This window comes from Acidobacteriota bacterium (assembly GCA_030697165.1).
Classification (GTDB): domain Bacteria; phylum Acidobacteriota; class Vicinamibacteria; order Vicinamibacterales; family UBA2999; genus 12-FULL-67-14b.
The window spans coordinates 167,365-189,223 of sequence record JAUYQQ010000011.1 but is presented as its reverse complement, the minus strand read 5'-3'; the positions used below and the strand labels follow the sequence as shown (position 1 = coordinate 189,223).

Annotated in this window: 20 protein-coding genes and 1 pseudogene; 12 read left to right on the top strand and 9 right to left on the bottom strand. The window is 65.5% G+C overall.

The window, feature by feature from the left end; all coding sequences use genetic code 11:
* Positions 1 to 2 precede the first annotated feature (2 nt).
* The 3 genes and pseudogenes from Q8T13_12265 to coaE all read left to right on the top strand — a co-directional run bounded on the left by Q8T13_12265 (position 3) and on the right by coaE (position 3,282).
* Positions 3 to 1,439: pseudogene (locus tag Q8T13_12265) on the top strand (amino acid permease).
* Between the two features lie 279 nt (positions 1,440 to 1,718).
* A complete protein-coding gene (locus Q8T13_12260; protein MDP3718529.1) occupies positions 1,719 to 2,660 on the top strand; it encodes a bifunctional 5,10-methylenetetrahydrofolate dehydrogenase/5,10-methenyltetrahydrofolate cyclohydrolase in 942 nt (313 codons plus the stop codon).
* 13 nt (positions 2,661 to 2,673) lie between these two features.
* On the top strand, positions 2,674 to 3,282 hold the full coding sequence (gene coaE / locus Q8T13_12255) for a dephospho-CoA kinase (protein ID MDP3718528.1): 609 nt from the start codon (positions 2,674 to 2,676) through the stop codon (positions 3,280 to 3,282).
* On the opposite strand, the gene Q8T13_12250 is transcribed toward coaE, so the two are convergent.
* Genes Q8T13_12250 through kdsB form a run of 5 tightly spaced genes read right to left on the bottom strand, consistent with a single transcriptional unit; the run spans position 3,283 to position 8,680 of the window.
* Positions 3,283 to 4,500 carry a tetratricopeptide repeat protein gene (locus tag Q8T13_12250; protein ID MDP3718527.1) on the bottom strand — a complete coding sequence of 406 codons (1,218 nt, stop codon included), beginning with the start codon at positions 4,498 to 4,500 and terminating at the stop codon, positions 3,283 to 3,285. It abuts the gene before it with no gap.
* A gap of 8 nt (positions 4,501 to 4,508) precedes the next feature.
* Entirely contained in the window at positions 4,509 to 5,465 is a 957-nt protein-coding gene (locus tag Q8T13_12245; GenBank protein MDP3718526.1) for a KpsF/GutQ family sugar-phosphate isomerase, read from the bottom strand.
* A complete protein-coding gene (gene kdsA, locus Q8T13_12240) occupies positions 5,458 to 6,288 on the bottom strand; it encodes a 3-deoxy-8-phosphooctulonate synthase (GenBank protein ID MDP3718525.1) in 831 nt (276 codons plus the stop codon). Before kdsA ends, Q8T13_12245 begins: the two co-directional genes overlap by 8 nt.
* Complete coding sequence (locus Q8T13_12235; protein MDP3718524.1) at positions 6,289 to 7,944, bottom strand: CTP synthase; 1,656 nt, start codon at positions 7,942 to 7,944, stop codon at positions 6,289 to 6,291. It lies immediately after the preceding gene.
* Between the two features lie 7 nt (positions 7,945 to 7,951).
* Complete coding sequence (kdsB, locus tag Q8T13_12230) at positions 7,952 to 8,680, bottom strand: 3-deoxy-manno-octulosonate cytidylyltransferase (GenBank protein MDP3718523.1); 729 nt, start codon at positions 8,678 to 8,680, stop codon at positions 7,952 to 7,954.
* A 149-nt stretch (positions 8,681 to 8,829) separates the two neighbouring features.
* On the opposite strand from kdsB, the gene Q8T13_12225 reads away from it, so the two are divergent.
* Positions 8,830 to 9,378, top strand: a complete 549-nt coding sequence (locus Q8T13_12225; GenBank protein ID MDP3718522.1) for a hypothetical protein — start codon at positions 8,830 to 8,832, stop codon at positions 9,376 to 9,378.
* A 26-nt stretch (positions 9,379 to 9,404) separates the two neighbouring features.
* On the opposite strand, the gene serA is transcribed toward Q8T13_12225, so the two are convergent.
* Positions 9,405 to 10,982: a phosphoglycerate dehydrogenase gene (serA, locus tag Q8T13_12220; GenBank protein MDP3718521.1), complete on the bottom strand. Its 1,578-nt coding sequence runs from the start codon at positions 10,980 to 10,982 to the stop codon at positions 9,405 to 9,407.
* Positions 10,983 to 11,251: 269 nt separating this feature from the next.
* Here serA and mdh point away from each other — a divergent pair, with 269 nt between their 5' ends.
* Positions 11,252 to 12,184 (top strand): malate dehydrogenase, encoded by a 933-nt coding sequence (gene mdh, locus Q8T13_12215; GenBank protein MDP3718520.1) that lies wholly within the window; start codon positions 11,252 to 11,254, stop codon positions 12,182 to 12,184.
* Here the strand turns inward: mdh and Q8T13_12210 are convergent.
* From Q8T13_12210 to Q8T13_12200, 3 genes are all read right to left on the bottom strand, one after another.
* Positions 12,181 to 12,921, bottom strand: a complete 741-nt coding sequence (locus Q8T13_12210) for a succinate dehydrogenase/fumarate reductase iron-sulfur subunit (protein ID MDP3718519.1) — start codon at positions 12,919 to 12,921, stop codon at positions 12,181 to 12,183. The two genes, mdh and Q8T13_12210, sit on opposite strands and share 4 nt — an antisense overlap.
* A 94-nt stretch (positions 12,922 to 13,015) precedes the next feature.
* On the bottom strand, positions 13,016 to 14,929 hold the full coding sequence (locus tag Q8T13_12205; protein MDP3718518.1) for a fumarate reductase/succinate dehydrogenase flavoprotein subunit: 1,914 nt from the start codon (positions 14,927 to 14,929) through the stop codon (positions 13,016 to 13,018).
* 1 nt (position 14,930) lies between these two features.
* Positions 14,931 to 15,605, bottom strand: a complete 675-nt coding sequence (locus Q8T13_12200) for a succinate dehydrogenase cytochrome b subunit (GenBank protein MDP3718517.1) — start codon at positions 15,603 to 15,605, stop codon at positions 14,931 to 14,933.
* A 59-nt stretch (positions 15,606 to 15,664) separates the two neighbouring features.
* Between Q8T13_12200 and sucC the strand changes: the two genes are divergently transcribed.
* From sucC to hisS, 7 genes are all read left to right on the top strand, one after another.
* Positions 15,665 to 16,843 carry an ADP-forming succinate--CoA ligase subunit beta gene (gene sucC, locus Q8T13_12195; protein ID MDP3718516.1) on the top strand — a complete coding sequence of 393 codons (1,179 nt, stop codon included), beginning with the start codon at positions 15,665 to 15,667 and terminating at the stop codon, positions 16,841 to 16,843.
* The gene (gene sucD, locus Q8T13_12190; protein ID MDP3718515.1) at positions 16,843 to 17,715 is read left to right on the top strand and encodes a succinate--CoA ligase subunit alpha; all 873 of its coding nucleotides are present in this window, start codon (positions 16,843 to 16,845) and stop codon (positions 17,713 to 17,715) included. The genes sucC and sucD overlap by 1 nt, the downstream gene beginning before the upstream one ends.
* Positions 17,716 to 18,861: a bifunctional chorismate mutase/prephenate dehydratase gene (locus Q8T13_12185; protein ID MDP3718514.1), complete on the top strand. Its 1,146-nt coding sequence runs from the start codon at positions 17,716 to 17,718 to the stop codon at positions 18,859 to 18,861.
* A 27-nt stretch (positions 18,862 to 18,888) separates the two neighbouring features.
* Entirely contained in the window at positions 18,889 to 19,299 is a 411-nt protein-coding gene (gene ndk, locus Q8T13_12180) for a nucleoside-diphosphate kinase (protein ID MDP3718513.1), read from the top strand.
* A gap of 95 nt (positions 19,300 to 19,394) precedes the next feature.
* Positions 19,395 to 19,949, top strand: a complete 555-nt coding sequence (gene dcd, locus Q8T13_12175; GenBank protein ID MDP3718512.1) for a dCTP deaminase — start codon at positions 19,395 to 19,397, stop codon at positions 19,947 to 19,949.
* A 15-nt stretch (positions 19,950 to 19,964) separates the two neighbouring features.
* The gene (locus Q8T13_12170) at positions 19,965 to 20,504 is read left to right on the top strand and encodes a gamma carbonic anhydrase family protein (protein ID MDP3718511.1); all 540 of its coding nucleotides are present in this window, start codon (positions 19,965 to 19,967) and stop codon (positions 20,502 to 20,504) included.
* Positions 20,501 to 21,838: a histidine--tRNA ligase gene (gene hisS / locus Q8T13_12165; protein ID MDP3718510.1), complete on the top strand. Its 1,338-nt coding sequence runs from the start codon at positions 20,501 to 20,503 to the stop codon at positions 21,836 to 21,838. The genes Q8T13_12170 and hisS overlap by 4 nt, the downstream gene beginning before the upstream one ends.
* Positions 21,839 to 21,859 lie beyond the last annotated feature (21 nt).

Genomic DNA, 21,859 nt, shown 5'->3' with positions numbered 1-21,859 from the left:
GAATGGATTCAAATCTGTTCAAGACGAAGTCGCTCGAGCAGCTTGTGGGCGACGTTGAACATGGCGGCAAGGCCCTCAGACGCAGCCTCTCGGCGTGGGATCTCACGCTCCTCGGTATCGGCGCGATCATCGGCACTGGCATTTTTGTGCTTACCGGCACGGCGGCGGCGAACCAGGCGGGCCCGGCGATCACCATGTCATATCTCGCCGCCGGCCTGGCGTGCGCCTTTGCGGCGCTCTGCTATGCCGAGTTCGCGTCGATGATCCCCATCGCCGGCAGCGCCTACACCTACGCGTACGCCACGCTCGGTGAACTGGTCGCCTGGATGATCGGCTGGGACCTGATTCTCGAGTACGCGGTCGGTTCCATGACGGTCGCCATCGGCTGGAGCGGCTACATGCAGCGGCTGCTGGCCGGCTTCGGCGTCGAGTTGCCCATCTGGATGGCGGCCGCGCCGCCGGTTGGCATCATCAACCTGCCGGCCGTGCTGATCGTGCTCTTCATCATGGTGCTGCTGGTCGTGGGCATCCGCGAGTCGGCGCGCTTTAACGCCGTGATGGTGGCCATCAAGCTGGCGGCCGTGCTGTTCTTCCTGGCCGCCGGCGTGGCGTATGTCGAGCCGGCCAACTGGCAGCCCTACGCGCCCTACGGCTGGCCCGGCATCATGGCCGCCGCGGCGGTGGTGTTTTTTGCCTATATCGGCTTCGATGCCGTCTCGACCACCGCCGAAGAAGCCAAGAACCCGACGCGCGACCTGCCGATTGGCATCCTCGCATCGCTGGTGGTCTGCACCATTCTCTATCTCGCGGTCGGCGCCGTGTTGAGTGGCATCGTGCCAGTCGTGCAGTACCGCGCCCTGGAGGCAGCGTTGCCGGGTGTCCCCATCGTTGATGCCGCTGAATCGGTGCGGTTCCTCAACGCGCCGGTCGCCTACGCCCTGAACGTGATTGGCCAGGACTGGGCGGCCGGCCTGGTGTCGGCCGGCGCGGTGGCCGGCATCACCTCGGTCATGCTCGTCATGCTCATGAGCCAGCCGCGCATCTTTTTTGCGATGAGCCGCGACCGCCTGCTCCCCCCGGGCGTCAGCAAGGTGCACCCCAAGTTCGGCACGCCCTACATCACCACCATCATCACCTGCGTCGTCGTCGCGCTGGTCGCCGGCGTCACCCAGATCCAGGTCGTCGGCGAGATGACCAGCATCGGCACGCTGTTCGCGTTCGTGGTGGTCTGCGCCGCGGTGCTCGTGTTGCGCGTGAAGCGGCCCGACGCCAAGCGCTCGTTCAAGGTGCCGTTCGGTCCGGTCATCCCGGTGCTCGGCATCCTGTCGTGCTCGTACCTGATGCTCAGCCTGCCGATCCTGACCTGGGTGCGCTTCCTGGTGTGGCTCGACATCGGCATGGTGATCTACTGGTTCTACGGCCGCACGCACAGCCCGCTGGTCAATGCCGCGGAAGCGTCGGCGCGCACGGCGATGCAGTCGCTCGGCAACTTCATCTACACGCTGGGCCTGCTGCTGATCTTCAATGCCGTCTGCATGGTGATCCTCGGCTACATGACCGAGTTCGGCATCACGAACGAGACCACGGCGAAGTGGCACGAGATCGGCGTCACGGCCGACGAGGCCGACACCTTCGGCCTGCAGATGCTCGCCGTGTCGGTCGCGGTGTGGGCCGTCGGCTTCGGCGTGACCAAGGCTTCCGGAGAGAAGGGCTAACTCCTGGCCGCACGACGTTTAGATGGCGCCGCCTGTGCCGCAGGCATTCGCGACGAACTGGCGCCGCGGATCGCCGCGTTTGCACAGCGCCACGGCCGGTCTCCGGGACTGGCCGTAGTGCTGGCCGGCCACAACCCGGCCTCGGAAGTCTACGTCCGGAACAAGCTGAAGACCGTGACCGCCGCCGGCTGCCGGGCCGAGTTGTTCCGGCTGGAAGACACGGCCCGCGTCGCCGACGCGCTTGCCCTCGTGCGGCGCCTCAATGACGATGACCGCACGGACGGGATCCTGGTGCAGTCGCCGCTGCCGGCGGGCATGGGCGACGAGGCCGAGCAGCAGATCTTCGATGCGGTGGATCCGCTCAAGGACGTCGACGGGTTCCATCCGATCAACATCGGCTTGCTGGTCCAGAAGCGCCACAGCCTGGTGGCCTGCACGCCGTCTGGCTGCATCGAGTTGCTCGAGCGCGAGGGCATCGCGATGCGCGGCAAGCACGCCGTGGTCATTGGCCGCAGCGACATTGTCGGCAAGCCGATGGCGCTGTTGCTGCTGCACCGGGATGCGACCGTGACCGTGTGTCATTCGCGCACGGTCGACCTGCCGGCGATGGCCCGCTCCGCCGACATCCTGGTGGCGGCGATTGGCCGGCCGGCGTTTGTGACCCGCGACTACGTCAAGCCGGGGGCGACCGTGATCGACGTGGGGATCAACAGCCTGACCGATCGCGCCGAGGTCGAGCGCTTGTTTGCCGAGGGCAGCCGCAAGCGCGCGCAGTTCGACGAGAAGGGCAGTGTCCTGGTTGGCGACGTGCATCCTGAGGTGGCAGAGGTGGCCGGCGCGCTGACGCCCGTGCCGGGCGGCGTGGGGCCGCTGACGATTGCAATGGTTCTGCGGAACACGGTGACTGCAGCGGAGCTGCGGAAGGATAAAGGGCGGGCAACCTAGCCGCCCACGCGTTATGGCGATCCGAAAGATAGCGCTCACGGGTGGCATTGCCACCGGCAAGACTTACGTGTCCGACCGCCTGCGCGCGGCCGGCGTGCCGATTGTGGATGCGGATGTCCTCGCCCGCGAAGTGGTGGCCCTCGGCACCCCGGCCCTGGCGGCCATCAGGCAGCGATTCGGGCCCGATGTCATTCGCCGCGACGGCACCATGGACCGGATCCGCGTCGGGCAGATCATCTTCAAGGACAAGCGCGCCCGCCAGGATCTGGAGGCCATCATCCATCCGGCCGTCCAGAAGGCCATCGACAAGTACTTCGCCGCCCTCCCCAAGAAGACGCCGTTTGCCGTGGCGGATATCCCGCTCCTGTACGAGACCGGCCGGGAGCAGCAGTTTTCTGACGTGATCGTGGTCGCTTGCCCTCGGGCCATGCAGCTGTCGCGGGTCATGGAGCGCAATCAGCTGACCAAGGAAGACGCGGAACGCCGGCTGGCGGCACAGTGGCCCATTGAGAAGAAGGTCGAGAAGGCCACCTACGTGATTAAGACCGACGGCACCTTTGACGAGACCAACGCGCAGGTCGACAAGCTGATTGCGCTGTTCACCGAAGGCAAGAGCCGCTAGTCACATCTCGACGGTCGCCTCCTGGGCGGGGGCGATGCGCTCTTCGATAAACGAATTCCATTCGTGGCAGTGCGGACACTGCCACAGCAGCTCGGTGCTGCGGTAGTGGCACTTGACGCAGACATGCGGGTCCAGGAAGAACACCGATGACCGCGCCGACTCGATGTAGCGCTGCACCAGCGTGCGGCCGAGATCGAGCTTGAGCAGCACGCTCCACACCGCCTGGTGCACCGTCAGCCCATGCGGATTGTGTTCGAGCGCGGCCAGCAGGTAATCAAACGCCTCGCGGTCGCGTCCGCGCTTGGCCAGGTGGTTGCCAAGCGCCAGGCGCGCGCGCCAATCCTGGGGGTTGGCGGCGACCAGCCGCAGGCACCGCTCCTCGAACTTCTGTGGCTGGCCCAGTTGCTCGTACAGTTTCTCGAGCCGGCCGAAGGCCAGGTAGGCGCGCTCCGGCGAGCTGGTCATCAGCCGGTCCCACGCGTGCTCCGCGCCGGCCACGTCGCCTTGCATCAGCCGGACGTCGCCCAGGTTGAGGAACGCCGGCACCGTGCCGGCATCGAGGTCGATGGCTTCCTCGAAGTGGCGGGCCGCCCGGCCGCGATCGCCGACGCCGAGCGCCTCGCTGCCGAGCGCGTTCTCGAGAAAGCCCAGGATCGCCTGGTTGCGAGGCTGGGTATCGGGGCCGCTCAGCGCGACCAACTGCTTGCGAATGCGGTGCGCGTCGGCCCACTGGTGCTGCTCTTCATGCAGCTTCTGCAGGTAGAGCAGGGCGTACTGGTTGTTCGGATCCATCCGCACGACTTCGTTGAAGGCCTCGAGCGCGCGATCGACGAAGCCGCCGCGCTTGAAGTCGAGGCCGAGGCACAACAGGATGTAGGCGTGTTCGACCTTGGTCAGCTTGGGCCGCTGCAACAGGGCCTGGTGCACCTGGATGGCGCGGGCCACCTGCCCGCGTTCGCGGTGGACGTTGCCCAGGATCAGGTGAATCTCCAGCGCGTCGGCGTCGACTCGCGTGGCCTGGCTCAGTTCCTCGATCGCGAGGTCGATCTGGTTCGACACCAGGAAGTTCAGGCCGAGCACATAGTGATGGGAGTCGCGCGCCCGCCGCCGATCGATCCAGCGGCCGTCGCGCAGCTTGTAACGTTCCCACGCCTTGCCCACGGCCAGGCCAACGAGCAGCGCCACCAGCGCGCCCAGGAAGGGAAGCGAGTCGCCCACGCCGGCCATTACACCATTTCCGTTCGCCACAGGTCGTGCAGGTGCACGACGCCCTCGACGCGGCGGGCGGCATCGACGACCACGATCGAGGTGATCTTGCGCTGTTCCATGATCGCGAGCGCTTCGACCGCCATGGTGTCGTTGGCGATGGTCACCGGGTTCACGCTCATGACATCGCGAGCGGTCAGCTCGATGACGTTGGCCGACGCCATCTTCCGCCGCAGGTCGCCATCGGTGATGATGCCGGCGAGCGTGCCGTCCTTCTCGACCACCGCGGTCATGCCGAGTCCCTTGCGCGACATCTCGTAGATCACGTCCTTCATGACCGTGTGCAACTGCACGACGGGCAGCGCGTCGCCGGCGCTCATCAGTTGCGCCACGCGCATCAGCTTCTTGCCCAGCTTGCCGCCGGGGTGAAGGTTGGCGAAGTCTTCGGGCCTGAAGCCCTTCTCCACGAGCACCGCCATGGCCAGGGCGTCTCCCATCGCGAGGGCGGCCGTCGTACTGGCGGTCGGCACCAGGTTCATGGGGCACGCTTCTTCCGAGACGCGGCAGTCGAGCGCGACGTCGGCGGCCCTGGCGAGCGTCGACTTGAGATCCCCCGTCAGTGCGATCAGCGGCGCGCCAATCCGCTTCAACGTCTCGAGCACCCGCGTCAGTTCCTCGGTCTCGCCACTGTACGACATGGCGATCACGACATCATCGGCCCGGATCACGCCGAGGTCGCCGTGTACGGCTTCCGCCGGATGCAGGAAGAAGGCCGGCGTCCCGGTGCTGGCCAGCGTCGCCGCAATCTTGCGGCAGATGATCCCGGACTTGCCCATGCCCGTGACGATCACCCGGCCGCGGCAATCGCGGACGAGCGTGACCGCGCGGGCGAAGCGCTCGTCGAGGCGATCGACCAGCGCCAGCACCGCGGCGGCTTCGGTCTCGAGCACCTTGCGCGCGAGTGACAGGTCAGGCATGCCGGACGATCCTATCAAGGGCCACCAGCCGCTGCATGAGCGGCTCGAGCTGGTCGAGGCGGAGGGCGTTGGCGGCATCGCTCTTGGCGCGGCTGGGCTCTTCATGCACTTCCATGAACACGCCGTCCACGCCGGCGGCGACGCCGGCCTGCGCCATCGGCTCGAGGTACTGGGCGAGACCCGCGGTCACGCCGTCGCCCGCGCCCGGCAGCTGCAGGCTGTGCGTCACGTCGAAGATCACCGGGTAGCCCAGCTCGCGCAGCATCGGGAACGCCCGCGGATCGACCACCAGGTTGTTGTAGCCGAAGGACGCGCCCCGTTCGGTAACGAGCACCCGCCGATTGCCCGAATCGGCCAGCTTCGCCACCACGTGACGCATGTCGCGCGGCGCGAGGAACTGGCCCTTCTTCACGTTGACCACCCGGCCGGTCTTCGCGGCGGCGACCAGCAGGTCGGTCTGGCGCGACAGGAACGCCGGGATCTGCAGGATGTCGACGACCTCGGCCGCCGGTGCCACCTGGCTGAGGTCGTGGATGTCAGTGAGGATCGGCAGTCCGGTGCGCGCCTTCACCTTGGCCAGGACCTTGAGGCCCTCGGTCAGGCCGGGGCCGCGGTACGAGGTGAGCGAGGTGCGGTTGGCCTTGTCGAACGACGCCTTGAACACCACCGGCGCCCCGAGCCGCTTGGCGACATCGGCGACAAACACCGCCACGTCGACCGCGTGCCCTTCGCTTTCGATCACGCACGGTCCCAGGATGAAGGCCAGCGGGTGGCCCGTGCCAAACGTCACGGAACCGGCGCTGACCGGCGCGACCGCCTGCACCTAGGCCTCGCTCTTGCTGACGCGGACCGGCTCAAGGTCAGCTGCTTGCTTCTGCCGCTTCGCGGCTTCAACGAAGCTGGCAAACAGCGGATGCGGCTTGAGCGGGCGCGACTGGAACTCGGGGTGGAACTGCACCGCCAGGTACCACGGATGGTGGGCGAGCTCGGCGATCTCCACGAACTTGCCGTCGGGCGACCGGCCAGAAATGCGCATGCCCTTCTCGGCGAGGGCCTGCTCGTAGAGGCAATTGAACTCGAAGCGGTGGCGGTGGCGCTCGTGGATCAAGTCGGTGCCGTAGATCTTTCGGGCCAGCGAGTTGGGCGCCAGTTCGCACGCGTAGCGGCCCAGGCGCATGGTTCCGCCCAGTTCGTCCACGCCGAGCAGGTCGCGCAACTTGTAGATGACCTTGTGCGGCGCGGCCTCGTCGACCTCGGTCGAATCGGCGCCATCCAGGCCGCACACGTTGCGCGCGTACTCGACGGTGGCCCACTGGAAGCCGTAGCAAATCCCGAAGAAGGGGATGCCGTGGGTGCGCGCGTACTCCGAGGCCTTCATCATCCCGCGCGTGCCGCGTGAGCCGAACCCACCGGGCACCAGGATCGCAATCGCGCCGTCGAGCAGCCGCGCGCCGCCTTCCTGCTCGAGCGCTTCCGATTCCACCCACTGGATGTTGATGCGGACCCGGTTGGCGAAGCCGCCGTGATAGAGCGCCTCGTTCAGCGACTTGTAGGAGTCTTCGTAGCCGGTGTACTTGCCGACGACGTGGATGGTGAGGTCGTCTTCCGGGTTCTTGATGCGATCGACCAGCTCTTCCCAGGGCTGCATCCGCGACTCGCTCGGCGGCAGGTGCAGGTACTTGAGGACGACCGAGTCGAGGCCTTCCTCGCGCAGCGACAGCGGCACCTCGTAAATCGTCGGCACGTCCACCGCGGTGATCACGGCTTCCTCGGCCACGTCGCAGAACAAGGCGATCTTCTGCTTGATGTCGCGGGCAAGAATGCGATCGGTGCGGCACAGCAGGATGTCGGGCTGGATGCCGATTGACCGGAGATCGCGCACGCTGTGCTGTGTCGGCTTGGTCTTGAGTTCGCCGGCGGCACCGATGTACGGCACCAGCGTCAGGTGCACGTAAATGGTGTTCTCGCGGCCCACGTCCTGGCGGAACTGGCGAATCGCCTCCAGGAACGGCAGGCTCTCGATGTCGCCGACGGTGCCGCCAATCTCGACCAGCACCACGTCAACGTCGCGCCCGGCCTGGCGAATGCAGTCCTTGATCTCGTTGGTGATGTGCGGAATGACCTGGACGGTGCGGCCCAGGTAATCGCCGCGCCGTTCCTTCTGGATCACCGACATGTAGATCTTGCCGGTCGTCCAGTTGCTGTTGCGCGTCGCGGTCATGCTGGTGAACCGCTCGTAATGGCCCAGGTCGAGGTCGGTCTCGGCGCCATCGTCGGTGACGTAGACCTCGCCATGCTGGTACGGGCTCATCGTCCCCGGATCGACGTTGATGTACGGATCGAACTTTTGGAGCGTGACCGTGTAGCCGTGCCCCTCGAGCAGCGCGCCGATCGAGGCGGCGGCCAGGCCCTTACCGAGCGACGACACGACGCCGCCGGTTACGAAGATGTACTTGGTTTGCCGAGCCGTATTTTCCATCGCCATCTCACATCACGTAGGGAGCCCCTTTATGGGGCGCCAGCAGCTGCCGAATGCGTTCGAGGTCTTCGGGGGTGTCGACGCCGGCCGCAGCGTGGTCGGTCGCCACGACCCGGATGGCCACGCCGTGCGAGAGCGCTCGAAGTTGCTCCAGCGACTCGAGGGTCTCGAGCGGGGTCGGGGCGAGCGCGGCTAACTTCAGCAGGACGTCGCGCCGATATACATAAAGACCAATATGGGCAGCACTACCGGCCAGCGGCGAACGGGAAAAGTAGAGCGCCCGGCCCGCCAGGTCGGTCACGACCTTGACGACACTCTTGGTGTCGAGTTCGCGGCCGGCGAGGGGCCGGCAGAGCGTGCTCATTTCGAGGCTGGGGTCGGCCAGCATCGGCGCGATGGCCGCATCAATGGTGTCTGGTTCAATCAGCGGCTCGTCGCCCTGGACGTTGACCACCAGCCGGCAGGGCAGTTGGCCGGCGACCTCGGCAATGCGGTCGGTGCCGCTCACATGGTCGGGGCGCGTCATGATCGCGGCGCCCCCGAACGCTTCCACAGCGCGGGCAATGCGTTCGTCATCGGTCGCCACGAGCGCGGCGTGTACGAGCGACGCGGCCGCGGTGCGGCGATACACGTGCTCGATCATCGTGCGGCCGGCAATGTCGGCAAGAATTTTTCCGGGAAGGCGGGTCGCGTGGAACCTCGCGGGGATGACGGCGAGGACCGACGATTCAGTCAGCGTATTTCGAAGACGCTCGACCGAATTGGGGTGCACGACGAATCATACCACAGCGGTTTGTGTGCCACTGTGGCGTCCGGCTTGAGCCGGACCGATCTCGCGGGCGGCACTCGAATTTGGTCTAATAGGGAAGTCGCTGCGGCGAAGCCATGTTGAAAAACCTCACGTCCGGAACCGTGCTGTTGGTCGGCGTCCTCAGCCTGACGGCTGGGTGGCTGGCGGGGACGGCGTCCTCCCAGCAGGAGCCCGCCGCGGTGGACGGTCGCGCCCGTTCCGGACCGCGGCCGCTCGGCAGTCAGGCCAGTGTCGCGCCGCATACCCGCAAGCTCCGGGAGCGCTTGGACACCCAGCCGGCTCGTGTCCCGGGCGGCGGAAGAAACCCGTTCGTGTTCGGAGCGCGCCGCGCGCCCGTCGCCGCGCCGTTAGGCGATGAGCCGACCGCCGCGCCGCTGGCCGCGGCGGTGCCGGAGCCGGAGCCGTACACGCCACCGGCGCCTCAGATCAAGTTGTCGGGGATCGCGGCGAGCCAGGAGGGTGACCTCAGCGTGCTGACGGCCATTGTCAACGACAACGGTGCCCTGGTATTTGTGAAGACCGGCGACAGGCTGCCGAGTGGCGCCACGATCATCAAGGTCGAAGAAACCGGCATCGTCATCATGGACGCTGCCGGCATCACGCAAACAATCAGGCTTCCGTAGGGGCGGGCTTCAGCCCGCCCGAGTCCCTAGACGCGAACCAGCCAGGCGGCCTTCACCGGCTTCACTGCGCGAATTGCCGTCAGCACGTCTTCGCCAATCTGCTCGCCCGGTTCATCCACGTTCACGGCGCCGACGGCGCCCGTGCCGCTGCGGCCCAGCGCGAAGTTGGCGATGTTGATGCCGTGCTTGCCGAGAATAGTGCCGACTTCGCCGATCACGCCGGGCTGGTCGTGATTGGCCAGCAGGAGCAGGGTGCCGGTCAGTGGTGCCTCGATCGGCACGCCGTTGAGCAGAATCAGGCGCGAACTGTTGCCCGCGACCGTGCCTTCGACCCACCGCTCGCCGTCGCTGGTCATCATCTTGACCGACAGCAGGCTCCGGTACGCGCGCGCGCGCGTGCTGGACGACTCCACCAGGTCGATGCCGCGGGCCGTGGCCACCGCGCGGGCGTTGACCTCGGTCACCGTGTCGGAGAGGATCGCCTGGAACAAGCCCACGAGCACCGCGTTCACGATCAGCGGGTGTTGGCCCGACGCGAGATCGCCGTAGTAACGGACGCCCAGGCTTTCAATCCGCGCTTCGCCCATCTGTCCGACCAGGCAGCCCAGTTGCTTGCCGAGCTTCATGAACGGCTGCAGGCGCTGGAACTCTTCGGGTGCCACCGACGGGAAGTTGACGGCGTTGCGAATGACGCCGGTCTTGAGGAAGTCGCGCAGGGCCGACGCGGTTTCGACGCCCACCAGTTCCTGACCTTCACGCGTGGACGCGGCAATATGCGGGCTGGCCACGACTTGCGGCAGCTGCTGCAGAGTGTGATCCGTGGTCGGCTCCGCGGTGAAGACGTCCAGCGCGGCGCCGCCGATCTGGCCGCTCGTGATGGCTTCGGCCAGGGCGGCTTCGTCGATCAGCTCGCCGCGGGCCGTGTTGATTAGCTTCAGGCCCTTCTTGCAGGCGGCAAAGCGGGCGGCGTTAAAGATGTGCCGTGTTTGCGGCGTCGCCGGCATGTGGAGCGACAGGAAGTCGGCGCGCGCGCACAACTCGTCGAACGTGACCAGGTCCACGCCGAGGTCGGCGGCGACCTGGGCCGAGATGAACGGGTCGTGGGCAATCACCGTCATTTCAAAAGCCCTGGCCCGGCGGCAGACCTCCTGGCCAATGCGGCCGAGGCCGGCCAGGCCGAGCACCTTGCCGCGCACTTCCTCGCCCAAGAACGACTTCTTGTCCCATTTGCCTTGCTTCATCGACGCGTCGGCCGCCGGCAGCTTGCGGGCCAGCGACAGCAACTGCGCCATGGCCAGTTCCGCCACGCTGATGCTGTTGGCGCCCGGCGCGTTCATCACCACGATGCCGCGGCCGCTGGCCGCTTCGACGTTGACGTTGTCAACGCCGGTGCCGGCGCGGGCGATCGCGCGCAGCTTCGGGGCGGCGGCAATAATATCGGCCGTCACCTTCGTGGCACTGCGGACCACGATAGCGTCAGCGTCAGGCAGGTCGCCCTTCAACTGTTCGGGGGTTCGCCCTGAACGGGCATCAACGGTCCAGCCCTCGGCTTTGAGGAGTTCGACGGCGGACTTGGGGAGGTCGTCAGCTATGACAATCAGCATGTGTTGGGAGTGGCTATAATATCTTGTCTTTGGTGATCTGGTGATTTTGTGATCTTGTGATTTGGTTTTCGGAAGTTGCTGATCTCGTGATCTCTTGATCTCCTGTAAGGACAAATCGACGGACGCACCATTCGTGGTGCAATTCGCTGATTTGTTCCGGAACGCGGGCATTACACGGTGTTCACGCGCAGTTTTCAACATGGTTTTCCACAGAAACTGTGGATGGTGCGCGGATGAATAAAGGGAATCTGACCTAACGGAGTGCATTCATGAATCGGAAAGTTACGGTCGTTGGTGGTGCGGGCAATGTCGGCGCAACCGTCGCGCGTTCGATTGCGCAAAGAGAGCTGGCGGATGTCGTCGTCGTGGACATTGCCGAGACGAAGGCCGCGGGTGTTGCCCTCGACATTTACGAGTCGTGCCCGATTGAAGGCTCGGCGTCGCGCGTCGTCGGCGTGGGCACCAAGGATTTTTCGGAAAGCGCCAACTCCGACGTCGTCGTCATCACCTCGGGCATGCCCCGCAAGCCGGGCATGAGCCGCGATGACCTGCTGAACGTGAACTACAAGATCATGCAGGACGTGACGGCCGAAATCGTCAAGCACTCGCCCAACTGCATCATCGTGCCGGTGGCCAACCCGCTCGACGCCATGTCGCAGGCCGTGTTCAAGCTCAGTAAGTTCCCGCGCGAGCGCGTGATCGGCATGGCCGGCGTGCTCGACTCGGCCCGCATGAGCACGTTTATTGCCATGGAACTGGGCGTTTCGATCGAGAACGTCTCGTCGTTCGTCCTGGGCGGCCATGGCGACACCATGGTGCCGCTCCCGCGTTACACCACGGTCGCCGGTATCCCGATTACGGAATTGTTGTCGGCTGACAGAATTGCCGCGATTTGCGAGCGCACCGCCAACGGTGGCGCCGAAATCACCAAGCTGGTTGGCACGAGCGCGTGGTACGCGCCCGGCGCGTCGGCCGCGCTCATGGTCGAGGCCATCCTGAAGGATCAGAAGAAGATCATGCCGTGCTCGGTCTACCTGCAGGGCGAGTACGGGATCCACAACCTGTTCGTGGGTGTGCCGGTGAAGCTCGGCGCCAAGGGCGTGGAGCAGATCATCCAGATCAAGCTCACCGCCGAGGAGCAGGCCGCGTTCAACAAGTCGGCCGGCGCCGTGAAGGAATTGGTCGACGTAATCGGCGTCTAACGAATAAGCGCCTTCAGGAAATCCCGGTTCATCCTGGCAATATTGGAGATCGGGATTTCCTTCGGGCAGACCGCTTCGCATTCCCCTTCGTTCGAGCAGTTGCCAAACCCCTCGCCATCCATCCGTTCCACCATGCGGACGACGCGGCGGTCGCGTTCGGCTTCGCCTTGGGGCAAGAGGCCCAGGTGGGTGATCTTGGCGGAGGTAAAGAGATGGGCCGCGGCGTTCTTGCAGGCGGCCACGCACGCGCCGCAGCCGATGCACGCCGCCGAATCCATGGCGTGGTCGGCCACGGCCTTGGCAATCGGCAGGCTGTTGGCGTCGGGCGCGCCGCCGACGTTCATCGACACGTAGCCGCCGGCGGCGATGATGCGGTCGAGGGCCGAGCGGTCCACCACCAGGTCCTTCAGGACGGGGAAGGCCTTGGCGCGGAACGGCTCGATGGTGATGGTTTCGCCGCTCTTGAAGCGCCGCATGTGCACCTGGCAGGTGGTCGCGCCCTTGTCGGGGCCATGCGCCACGCCGTCAATCACCAGGCCACAGCTGCCGCAGATGCCTTCGCGGCAATCGGAGTCGAACGCGATCGGGTCCTGGCCCTTGCGGATCAGATCCTCGTTCACGACGTCGAGCATCTCGAGAAACGACATGTCGGCATGCACGTTGTCGGCGACGTAGTCGACCATCCGTCCTGGCTGGCCGGGGCCGGCCTGGCGCCACACCTTCAACTTCACCGTCATAGACATATAAGAAACCTTTGGCTGGTCGGGCGGGTCGGGCAGGTCGGGCGGGTGCCCCTGCCAGCCTCACCAGCCCCACCAGCCTTACCCGCCCCTACTTGTAGCTCCGCTGCGTCGGATGCACTTCTTCGAATACCAGGTGTTCCTTGTGAAGCTCGGGCCGGGCACCGACGCCCTTGAACTCCCACGCTGCCACATACGAGAACTCGTCGTCTTTGCGCAGCGCCTCGCCGTCGGGGGTCTGGAACTCTTCGCGGAAGTGGCCGCCGCACGACTCGCGCCGTTCGAGGGCGTCGAGCGCCAGCACTTCGGCAAACTCCATGTAGTCGGCCACGCGGCCGGCGTAGTCGAGGCCCGGGTTCAGGTTGTTGGGGGCACCCGGCACGGTGACGTCCTGCCAGAACTCGTCGCGCAGGGTGCGAATCTGGCTGATCGCGCCCGACAGCCCGGCTTCGGTGCGCGCCATGCCGACGTGGTCCCAGCAAATGGCGCCAATCGCTCGGTGGAACTCGCGGACGGTGCGCTTGCCCTTGACCTGCAGCACCTTGTCGATGCGGGCCTGTGCGTCGGCCTGGGCGGCGCCGAACGCGTCGTGCGAGGCCGCCACTGGCGCCAGCGTCGCGCCGCCGAGGTAATTGGCCACCGTGTAGGGCGCCACGAAATAGCCGTCGGCCAGGCCCTGCATCAGCGCGCTGGCTCCCAGGCGGTTGGCGCCGTGGTCCGAGAAGTTGGCCTCGCCCAACACGAACAGGCCGGGAATGGTGGACTGGAGGTTGTAGTCCACCCACAGGCCGCCCATCGTGTAGTGCACGGCCGGGTAGATGCGCATGGGGACCTGGTACGGGTTCTCGTCCGTGATCCGGGTGTACATGTCGAACAGGTTGCCGTAGCGCGCCTTGATGGTGTCAACGCCGCTGCGCTTGATGGCGTCGGCGAAGTCCAGGTAGACGCTCAGGCCCGAGTCGCCGGCGCCGCGGCCCTCGTCACAGACGGCCTTGGCCGCGCGCGAGGCCACGTCTCGTGGCACCAGGTTGCCAAACGCCGGGTAGCGCCGCTCGAGGTAGTAGTCGCGCTCGGCGTCGGGAATCTGCGCGGGCGGGCGCTTGTCGCCTTGTGACTTCGGTACCCACACGCGGCCGTCGTTGCGCAGGCTTTCAGACATCAGCGTCAGCTTCGACTGGTGATCGCCGCTGACCGGAATGCAGGTTGGGTGAATCTGCGTGAAGCAGGGATTGGCGAAGAACGCGCCCTTCTTGTGCGCGCGCCAGACGGCCGTCACGTTGGAGTTCACCGCGTTGGTCGACAGGTAGAACACGGTGCCGTATCCGCCCGTGCAGAGCAGCACGGCGTCGGCGGTGTGCGACTCGAGCTCGCCGGTCACCAGGTTGCGGCACACGATGCCTCGAGCCTGGTTGTCGACGACCACCAGGTCGAGCATCTCGCGGCGCTGGTAGAGCGTGACCGTGCCGGCATCCACCTGCCGCATCATCGATTGGTAGGCGCCGAGCAACAGTTGCTGGCCGGTCTGGCCGCGCGCATAGAAGGTGCGCGACACCTGGGCGCCGCCGAACGAGCGGTTGTCGAGCAGGCCGCCATACTCGCGGGCAAACGGCACGCCCTGGGCCACGCACTGGTCGATGATGCTGACCGACGCCTGGGCCAGCCGATACACGTTGGCTTCGCGGGCGCGGTAGTCGCCCCCCTTGATGGTGTCGTAGAACAGGCGATAGATACTGTCGCCGTCGTTGCGGTAGTTCTTGGCGGCGTTGATGCCGCCCTGGGCGGCAATGCTGTGGGCGCGGCGCGGGCTGTCGTGAATGCCGAACACCTTCACCGGGTAGCCCAGTTCGCCGAGCGAGGCCGCCGCCGAGGCGCCCGCCAGGCCCGTGCCGACGACAATCACCTGGAACTTGCGGCGGTTGGCCGGGTTGACCAGCTTGTTTTCAAACTTGCGGCGGTCCCACTTGTCGCCAATCGGGCCGCTCGGCGTCTTGGAATCGAGAACCATATCAGTTGCGCCCCACGACAAAGGTGTAGACCGGCAGCAGGGCGAAGCCGGCGGTGATGACCGCGGTCAGCAACCGGCCGGTCCAGATGATGCGGGGTGTCCACTGGGGGCTGTCGAGCCCGAAAGACTGCGCGGCGCTCGAGATGCCGTGCCACAGGTGGAAGCCAATCACGGCCATGCACACCAGGTAGAAAAGGACGTAGGTGGGGTCGCTGAAGATCGCCAGCTGCAGGCGATAGAGGTCGCGAACGCCGTCGGCGGTCTCGTAGTAGGCGCCGAACTTGAACGTCACCAGGTGGGTAATCACGAACAGCAGCGTGATGCTGCCGGTCAGGATCATCGTCGTCGACGACAGGCTCTTGCGGCTGCGATCGTTCTTGGTCCTGGCCCACCTGTTCGCGGCATACCGCGCGGGCCGGGCGCCACGATTGGCGACAAACCCGACGACCGTCTTGAAGATGTGCACGAGGAAGATGGCGACCAGGCCGGCTTCGGCGAACAGAATCAGCGGGTTGCTGATGAGCGCGTGCCCGTAGTGATTGAACTGGTCGGGGCCGGCGATGAACAGCAGGTTGCCGGCCAGGTGGCTCACGAGGAACAGGAACAGAAACAGCCCGGTGAGGGCGATCAGGAATTTCGAGCCGACGGATGAAGAAAACGCCTTCTGGGGTGTCATTGAGGAGGACTCGGTTTCTAATGTTAGCACCCCGAATGTATTAAACTGGTCGCCTTCACATGAAAATCCACGAGTACCAAGCCAAAGCAGTTCTCTCCAAGTACGGCGTCCCGGTTCCCAGCGGGGAGGTGGCGTTCACGCCCGAAGAAGTTCGTGACATTGCCAAGCGCTTGGGCGGCCCCGTGTCGGTGGTCAAGGCGCAGATTCATGCCGGCGGCCGCGGCAAGGCCGGGGGCGTCAAGCTCACCAAGTCGGCCGACGAGGCAGAGACGGTTGCGCGCGAGCTGCTTGGTAAGACGCTCGTGACCTACCAGACGGGTCCCGACGGCCAGAAGATTTCGCGCCTGCTCGTGGAAGAAGGCCTGGCCATCGACCGGGAACTCTATCTCGGCCTCGTCGTTGACCGCTCGACCCAGCGCATTGTCCTCATGGTCAGCAAAGAGGGCGGCGTGGAGATCGAAAAGATCGCCGAGGAGTCGCCGGAGAAGATTTTCAAGGTGTTCATCCACCCGGGCGTCGGTCTGCAGGCGTTCCAGGCCCAGCAACTCGGGTTTGCGCTCGGCCTGGCCGGCGACTCGCTGAAGAAGGGCGTCAAGATGATGATGGCCCTCTACGCTGCATTTCTGGCCACCGACGCGTCGATCCTCGAGATCAACCCGCTGATCGTGACCAAGAGCGGCGACTTGCTGGCGCTCGACGCCAAGATGAACTTCGACGACAACGCGATGTACCGGCAGCCCGACATCCGCGAACTGCGCGACATCAGCGAAGAGGATCCGCTGGAGGTCGAAGCCTCGAAGTTCTCGCTGAACTACATCCGCCTCGACGGCACCATTGGCTGCATGGTCAACGGCGCCGGCCTGGCCATGGCCACCATGGACATCATCAAGCTGGCCGGCGGCTCGCCGGCCAACTTCCTCGACGTCGGCGGTGGCGCCAACGCCGAACAGATTCGCAACGCGTTCAAGATCCTGATGTCGGACAAGAACGTCACGGCCGTGCTGATCAACATCTTCGGCGGCATCCTGCGCTGCGACGTGCTGGCGGCCGGGGTGATCGCGGCCGTCAAGGAGTTGGGCGTGCCGGTGCCGATTGTGATTCGCATGAAGGGAACGAACGTCGAGGAAGGAAAGAAGATGCTCGCCGAAAGCGGACTGAACTTTGCGACCGCAGACACGATGAGCGAGGCGGCCGACAAGGTCGTGGCCCTGGCCAGCAAGACTGCGGGAGGTCGCTAATGGCAGTTCTACTCGACAACAACACGCGGTTAATCGTCCAGGGCATCACCGGTCGTGAGGGCACGTTCCACGCCAAGGCCGCCGCGGCGTACCACACCACGGTCGTCGGTGGCGTCACGCCCGGCAAGGGCGGCACCACGCACGAAGGCTGGCCGGTGTTCAACACGGTGGCCGACGCGGTGAAGGAAACCGGCGCCAACGCCTCGGTCATTTTCGTGCCGCCGCCGTTTGCGGCCGACGCGATCATGGAGGCGGCCGAGGCCGGCATCGGCCTGGTCGTCTGCATCACCGAAGGCATTCCGGTCGTCGACATGCTGAAGGCGATGACGTTCATGAAGGACTATCCCGGCACGCGCCTGATCGGGCCGAACTGCCCGGGCATCATCTCGCCTGGCAAGGGCAAGGCCGGCATTATTCCGGCCAACATTTGCAAGGAAGGCCGCATTGGCATTGTCTCGAAGAGCGGCACGCTGACCTACGAGGCCATCGACCAGCTCACGCGCCAGGGCCTGGGGCAGAGCACCTGCATTGGCATTGGCGGCGACCCGATGATCGGGACGACGCATATCGACGCGTTGGACCTGTTCCAAAAGGATCCGGAAACCGATGCGGTGATCATGATCGGCGAGATTGGCGGCTCGGCCGAGGAAGAGGCCGCTGCGTGGATCAAGGTGAACTTCAAGAAGCCGATCGTGGCCTTCATCGCGGGCCAGACCGCGCCCGAAGGGCGCCGGATGGGCCATGCCGGGGCGATTATCGCCGGCGGCAAGGGCACGGCGGCCGAGAAGATGGCCGCGCTCACCGCCGCGGGCGTGCGGGTCGTCAAGAGCCCGGCCGACATGGGCCAGGCTCTAGTTGAAGTGATGACGTAGATGACCAGCCAGGATCTTGCGGCACTTCGGAAGAGCCTGGACGATATCGATGCCGTGCTGGTGTCGGCACTCGGTGAACGGGCGCGGCTGGCGCGCGACATTGCGCGGGTCAAGGCCGATGGCGATGGCCCGGTGCGCGACGCCGACCGGGAAACGGCGCTGCTGCAGCACCGCTCGGCCGTCGGCGAGCGGCTGGGTCTCGACCCGGCGTTTGTCCGGCGCATCTTCCGCGAGATCCTGGACGACTCGGTCCGGCGCCAGCACGACGAGCTGCACGCGACGCCCGATGCGGCCCAGACGGAACTACGGGTGGGGTTCCAGGGTACCGAGGGCGCCTACGGACACCAGGCGGCGCTGCAGCACTTTGGTGTGACGAGCCGGGCCGTCGGGCTGAAGGCCTACGCCACCTTCAGGGAGATGCTCGAGGCCGTGATCGAAGGCCACGTCGATCGCGGGATGTTGCCCATTGAGAACACGACTGCGGGGTCGGTCTACGAGGCCTACGACCTGTTGCTGCGTTACAACCTCTCCCTGGTCGGGGAGGAGATTGTCGATGTTCGCCATTGCCTGCTCGGCGTGGCCGACGTGCCGCTCGGGTCCATCCGCCGCATTCACTCGCATCCGCAGGCGCTGTCGCAGTGCAGCGAGTTCCTGGGGGGGCTGCCGGGGTGTGAAGGCGTGGCGGCCGCGAACACCGCCCTAGCGGCCCGCCACGTGCGTGACCTGAAGGACCCGACCGAGGCGGCCATTGCCAGCGAAGAGGCCGGCGTGCACTTCGGGCTCCACGTGCTGAAGCGCGAGATCGCCAACCAGGCCGTCAACTACACCCGCTTTGTCGTGGTCTCGGCCCAGCCGGAGGACTGCGATCCGCGGATTGCCGCCAAGGTATCCATGGTCTTGTCGACCCGCCACGAGCACGGCGCCCTGGTTCGCTGCCTGAACATCATCGCGGAGGAGGGGTTGAACCTCACCAAGCTCGAGTCGCGGCCCCGGCCCGGCATGCCCTGGGAGTATGTGTTCTACATCGACGTGGAGGGGCACCTGAGCGAACCCCGGGTGCAGGCCGCGCTGGCGGGCCTGGCGGCCCGGACGGTGTTTCTCAAGGTCCTGGGGTGCTATCCCTCCCGGGCCTTGCCCCGGCAATGACGAGGTTTCAGATACAATTGGTCGGATATGGAAAGAACGTTTGCCATCATTAAACCGGATGCGGTCAAGAAGAACGTCGCCGGGCAGATCCTCGCGCGCATTGAAGGGGCCGGCTTTACCGTCCGCGGGATGCGCATGATTCACATGAGCAAGGGCGAGGCCGAAGGCTTTTACCACGTCCACAAGGCGAGGCCCTTCTTCGGCGGGCTGACCGACTTCATGTCGTCGGGCCCCTGCGTCGTCCTGTGCCTCGAGGCGCCGGATGCGATCAAGAAGTGGCGCGACCTGATGGGTGCGACCGACCCGGCCAAGGCCGAGGCCGGCACCATGCGCAAGGATTTCGGCGCGTCGATCGACAACAACGCGACGCACGGATCGGATGCCCCGGAGACGGCGGCGTTCGAACTCGGTTACTTCTTCCGCGGAATGGAGCTCTAGAACCTGCCGGGAGTCGGGAGTCGGGAGTCGGGAGCCGGGAGTTCGCTTTTCGGATCGACTCCCGACTGCCGACTGCCGGTTCCCGAGAGAAACGTATGGCGATTAAGGCAGATCGGTGGATCCGCAAGATGGCGCTCGAGCACGGCATGATCGAGCCGTTCGAGGACCGGCAGGTCCGCGCCGGGGTCGTGTCGTACGGCGTCTCGTCGTACGGCTACGACTGCCGGGTCGGCAACGAGTTCAAGGTGTTCACCAACGTCTACAACACGGTGGTGGACCCCAAGAACTTTGACCCGAGGTCGTTTGTCGACATCGTCGGCGACGTGTGCATCGTTCCGCCGAACTCGTTTGCGCTGGCTTCTACCGTCGAGTACTTCCGCATTCCGCGCGACGTGCTGACGGTGTGTTTGGGCAAGTCCACCTACGCCCGCTGCGGCATCATCGTGAACGTCACGCCGTTCGAGCCCGAGTGGGAAGGCCACGTCACGATCGAGATCTCGAACACCACGCCGCTGCCGGCGAAGATTTACGCGAACGAGGGCATTGCGCAGGTGCTGTTTTTTCAGAGCGACGAGCCCTGCGAGATTTCGTACAAGGACAAGAAGGGCAAGTACCAAGCCCAGCGCGGCGTCACGCTGCCAAAGATCTGAGGTCGGCCGGACCTCATGATCCGAACCTTCAAAGGCCTCGCGCCCACCGTTGACAAGAGCGCTTACGTCGACCAGAGCGCCCAGGTGATCGGCGATGTGGCGATTGGCGCCGAATCCTCGGTGTGGATGAACGTGGTCATCCGCGGCGACGTGAACCACATCCGCATCGGCAAGCGGACCAATATCCAGGATCTGACGATGATCCACGTCATGCGCGAGACGCATCCGACGATCATCGGCGATGAGGTCACGGTGGGGCACTCGGCGGTCGTCCACGGGGCGACGATCGAGGATCGCGTGCTGGTGGGGATGGCGGCGGTGCTGCTGAACGGTGTGCACATCGAGTCGGATTGCGTGATTGCCGCCGGCACGTTGCTGACCGAGGGCACGCGCATCCCGGCGCGGTCGCTCGTGATCGGGCGACCCGGCAAGGTGAAGCGGCAGCTGACCGACGAGGAAGTCGCCGAGATCCGCTGGTATGCCGACAACTACGTGAAGTACCGGCTCGACTACTCAACCGAGACCCGGCCCTCCAAGCCGTTAGGATTCAAGTGAACACCGGACCTGCCCGTGGGATGCGCGACTTCCTGCCGGAAGACGTGCGGCGGCGCCGTCACGTGATCGGCGTGATCGCCGACGTCTACCAGCAGTACGGGTTCGAGCCGCTCGAGACCCCGTCGGTCGAGAACCTCGAAACGCTGCAGGGCAAGTACGGCGAAGAGGGCGATCGACTCATTTTCAAGATTCTCAAGCGCGGCGAAGGCGCCGAAACAGGGCAGGCCGACCTCGCGCTTCGCTACGACCTGACCGTGCCGCTGGCGCGCGTGGTGGCCGAGTACCGGAGCAAGCTGCCGAAGTTCTTCAAGCGCTACCAGGTGCAGCCCGTGTGGCGTGCCGACCGGCCCCAGAAGGGCCGCTTCCGCGAGTTCTACCAGTGTGACGTGGACGCGATTGGCTCGACCTCGATGGTAGTGGAGGCCGAGTTGTTGGCGGCGGCGGCCGATGTGTTCCTCAAGCTGGGTTTCAAGGACTTCCAGATCGTCGTCAACCACCGCAAGCTGCTGAACGCCGTGTTGACGCACGCCGGCATTGCGCCGGAACGGCATGGCCCAGCGCTTGTCGCCATGGACAAGGTCGACAAGATTGGCGTTGACGGCGTGAAGAAGGAGTTTGCGGAGCGCGGCCTGCCTCCGGAAGCCGCCGACAGACTCGGCGCGTTGCTTGGCACCATGACCAGGCAGTCGCTCGGGGGGTTCGCCGAGCACTTGAATGACGAAGGCAAGACCGCGATTCGTGAACTTGGGGAGCTCTTCGCGCTGACCGACTGCACCAGTGCCGGGCCTTTCCTGGTCCTTGATAGCTACCTCGCGAGGGGCTTGTCGTATTACACCGGCGCCATCTTCGAAATTCGGGTCCCCGACCTTGCCGGAAGCATGGGTGGTGGCGGGCGTTACGACAACCTGATCGGCATGTTCTCGGGCGAGGACGTGCCGGCCTGCGGCATCTCCCTGGGCCTCGAACGGATCCTGGTCGTGATGGGCGAGCGGAACATGTTTCCCGCGTCCCTGGTGGCGTCATCGGCCGACGTGATGGTCGTGCAGTGGTTCGCCCATCGCACCGACCTGTACCTGGGGCTGGCGACCGAGTTGCGGGCGGCCGGGTTGCGGGTCGAGCTGTATCCCGAGGCGCCGGCCGAAGACAACCAGAAGGGCGCCCTCGTCAAGCAGTTCCAGTATGCGCAGGCGCGAGGCATTCCATTTGCAGCGGTCATTGGCAAACCGGAGCTCGCAGCAGGTACTGTGAGTCTTCGCACACTGGCGACGCGGCAGGACGAACCACGACCGCGGGCCGATGTGGCCGCGTATTTGAAGAAGGCAATCTCCGGCTAACGCCGGAGGCGACTGAAGAAC

Coding starts and splice junctions, on each gene's coding strand:
- coaE (MDP3718528.1), top strand. CDS start 2,674: ATGGCGATCCGAAAGATAGCGCTCACGGGTGGCATTGCCACCGGCAAG.
- Q8T13_12245 (MDP3718526.1), bottom strand. CDS start 5,465: ATGCCTGACCTGTCACTCGCGCGCAAGGTGCTCGAGACCGAAGCCGCC.
- Q8T13_12235 (MDP3718524.1), bottom strand. CDS start 7,944: ATGGAAAATACGGCTCGGCAAACCAAGTACATCTTCGTAACCGGCGGC.
- Q8T13_12225 (MDP3718522.1), top strand. CDS start 8,830: ATGTTGAAAAACCTCACGTCCGGAACCGTGCTGTTGGTCGGCGTCCTC.
- serA (MDP3718521.1), bottom strand. CDS start 10,982: ATGCTGATTGTCATAGCTGACGACCTCCCCAAGTCCGCCGTCGAACTC.
- mdh (MDP3718520.1), top strand. CDS start 11,252: ATGAATCGGAAAGTTACGGTCGTTGGTGGTGCGGGCAATGTCGGCGCA.
- Q8T13_12210 (MDP3718519.1), bottom strand. CDS start 12,921: ATGACGGTGAAGTTGAAGGTGTGGCGCCAGGCCGGCCCCGGCCAGCCA.
- Q8T13_12205 (MDP3718518.1), bottom strand. CDS start 14,929: ATGGTTCTCGATTCCAAGACGCCGAGCGGCCCGATTGGCGACAAGTGG.
- Q8T13_12200 (MDP3718517.1), bottom strand. CDS start 15,605: ATGACACCCCAGAAGGCGTTTTCTTCATCCGTCGGCTCGAAATTCCTG.
- sucC (MDP3718516.1), top strand. CDS start 15,665: ATGAAAATCCACGAGTACCAAGCCAAAGCAGTTCTCTCCAAGTACGGC.
- sucD (MDP3718515.1), top strand. CDS start 16,843: ATGGCAGTTCTACTCGACAACAACACGCGGTTAATCGTCCAGGGCATC.
- Q8T13_12185 (MDP3718514.1), top strand. CDS start 17,716: ATGACCAGCCAGGATCTTGCGGCACTTCGGAAGAGCCTGGACGATATC.
- ndk (MDP3718513.1), top strand. CDS start 18,889: ATGGAAAGAACGTTTGCCATCATTAAACCGGATGCGGTCAAGAAGAAC.
- dcd (MDP3718512.1), top strand. CDS start 19,395: ATGGCGATTAAGGCAGATCGGTGGATCCGCAAGATGGCGCTCGAGCAC.
- Q8T13_12170 (MDP3718511.1), top strand. CDS start 19,965: ATGATCCGAACCTTCAAAGGCCTCGCGCCCACCGTTGACAAGAGCGCT.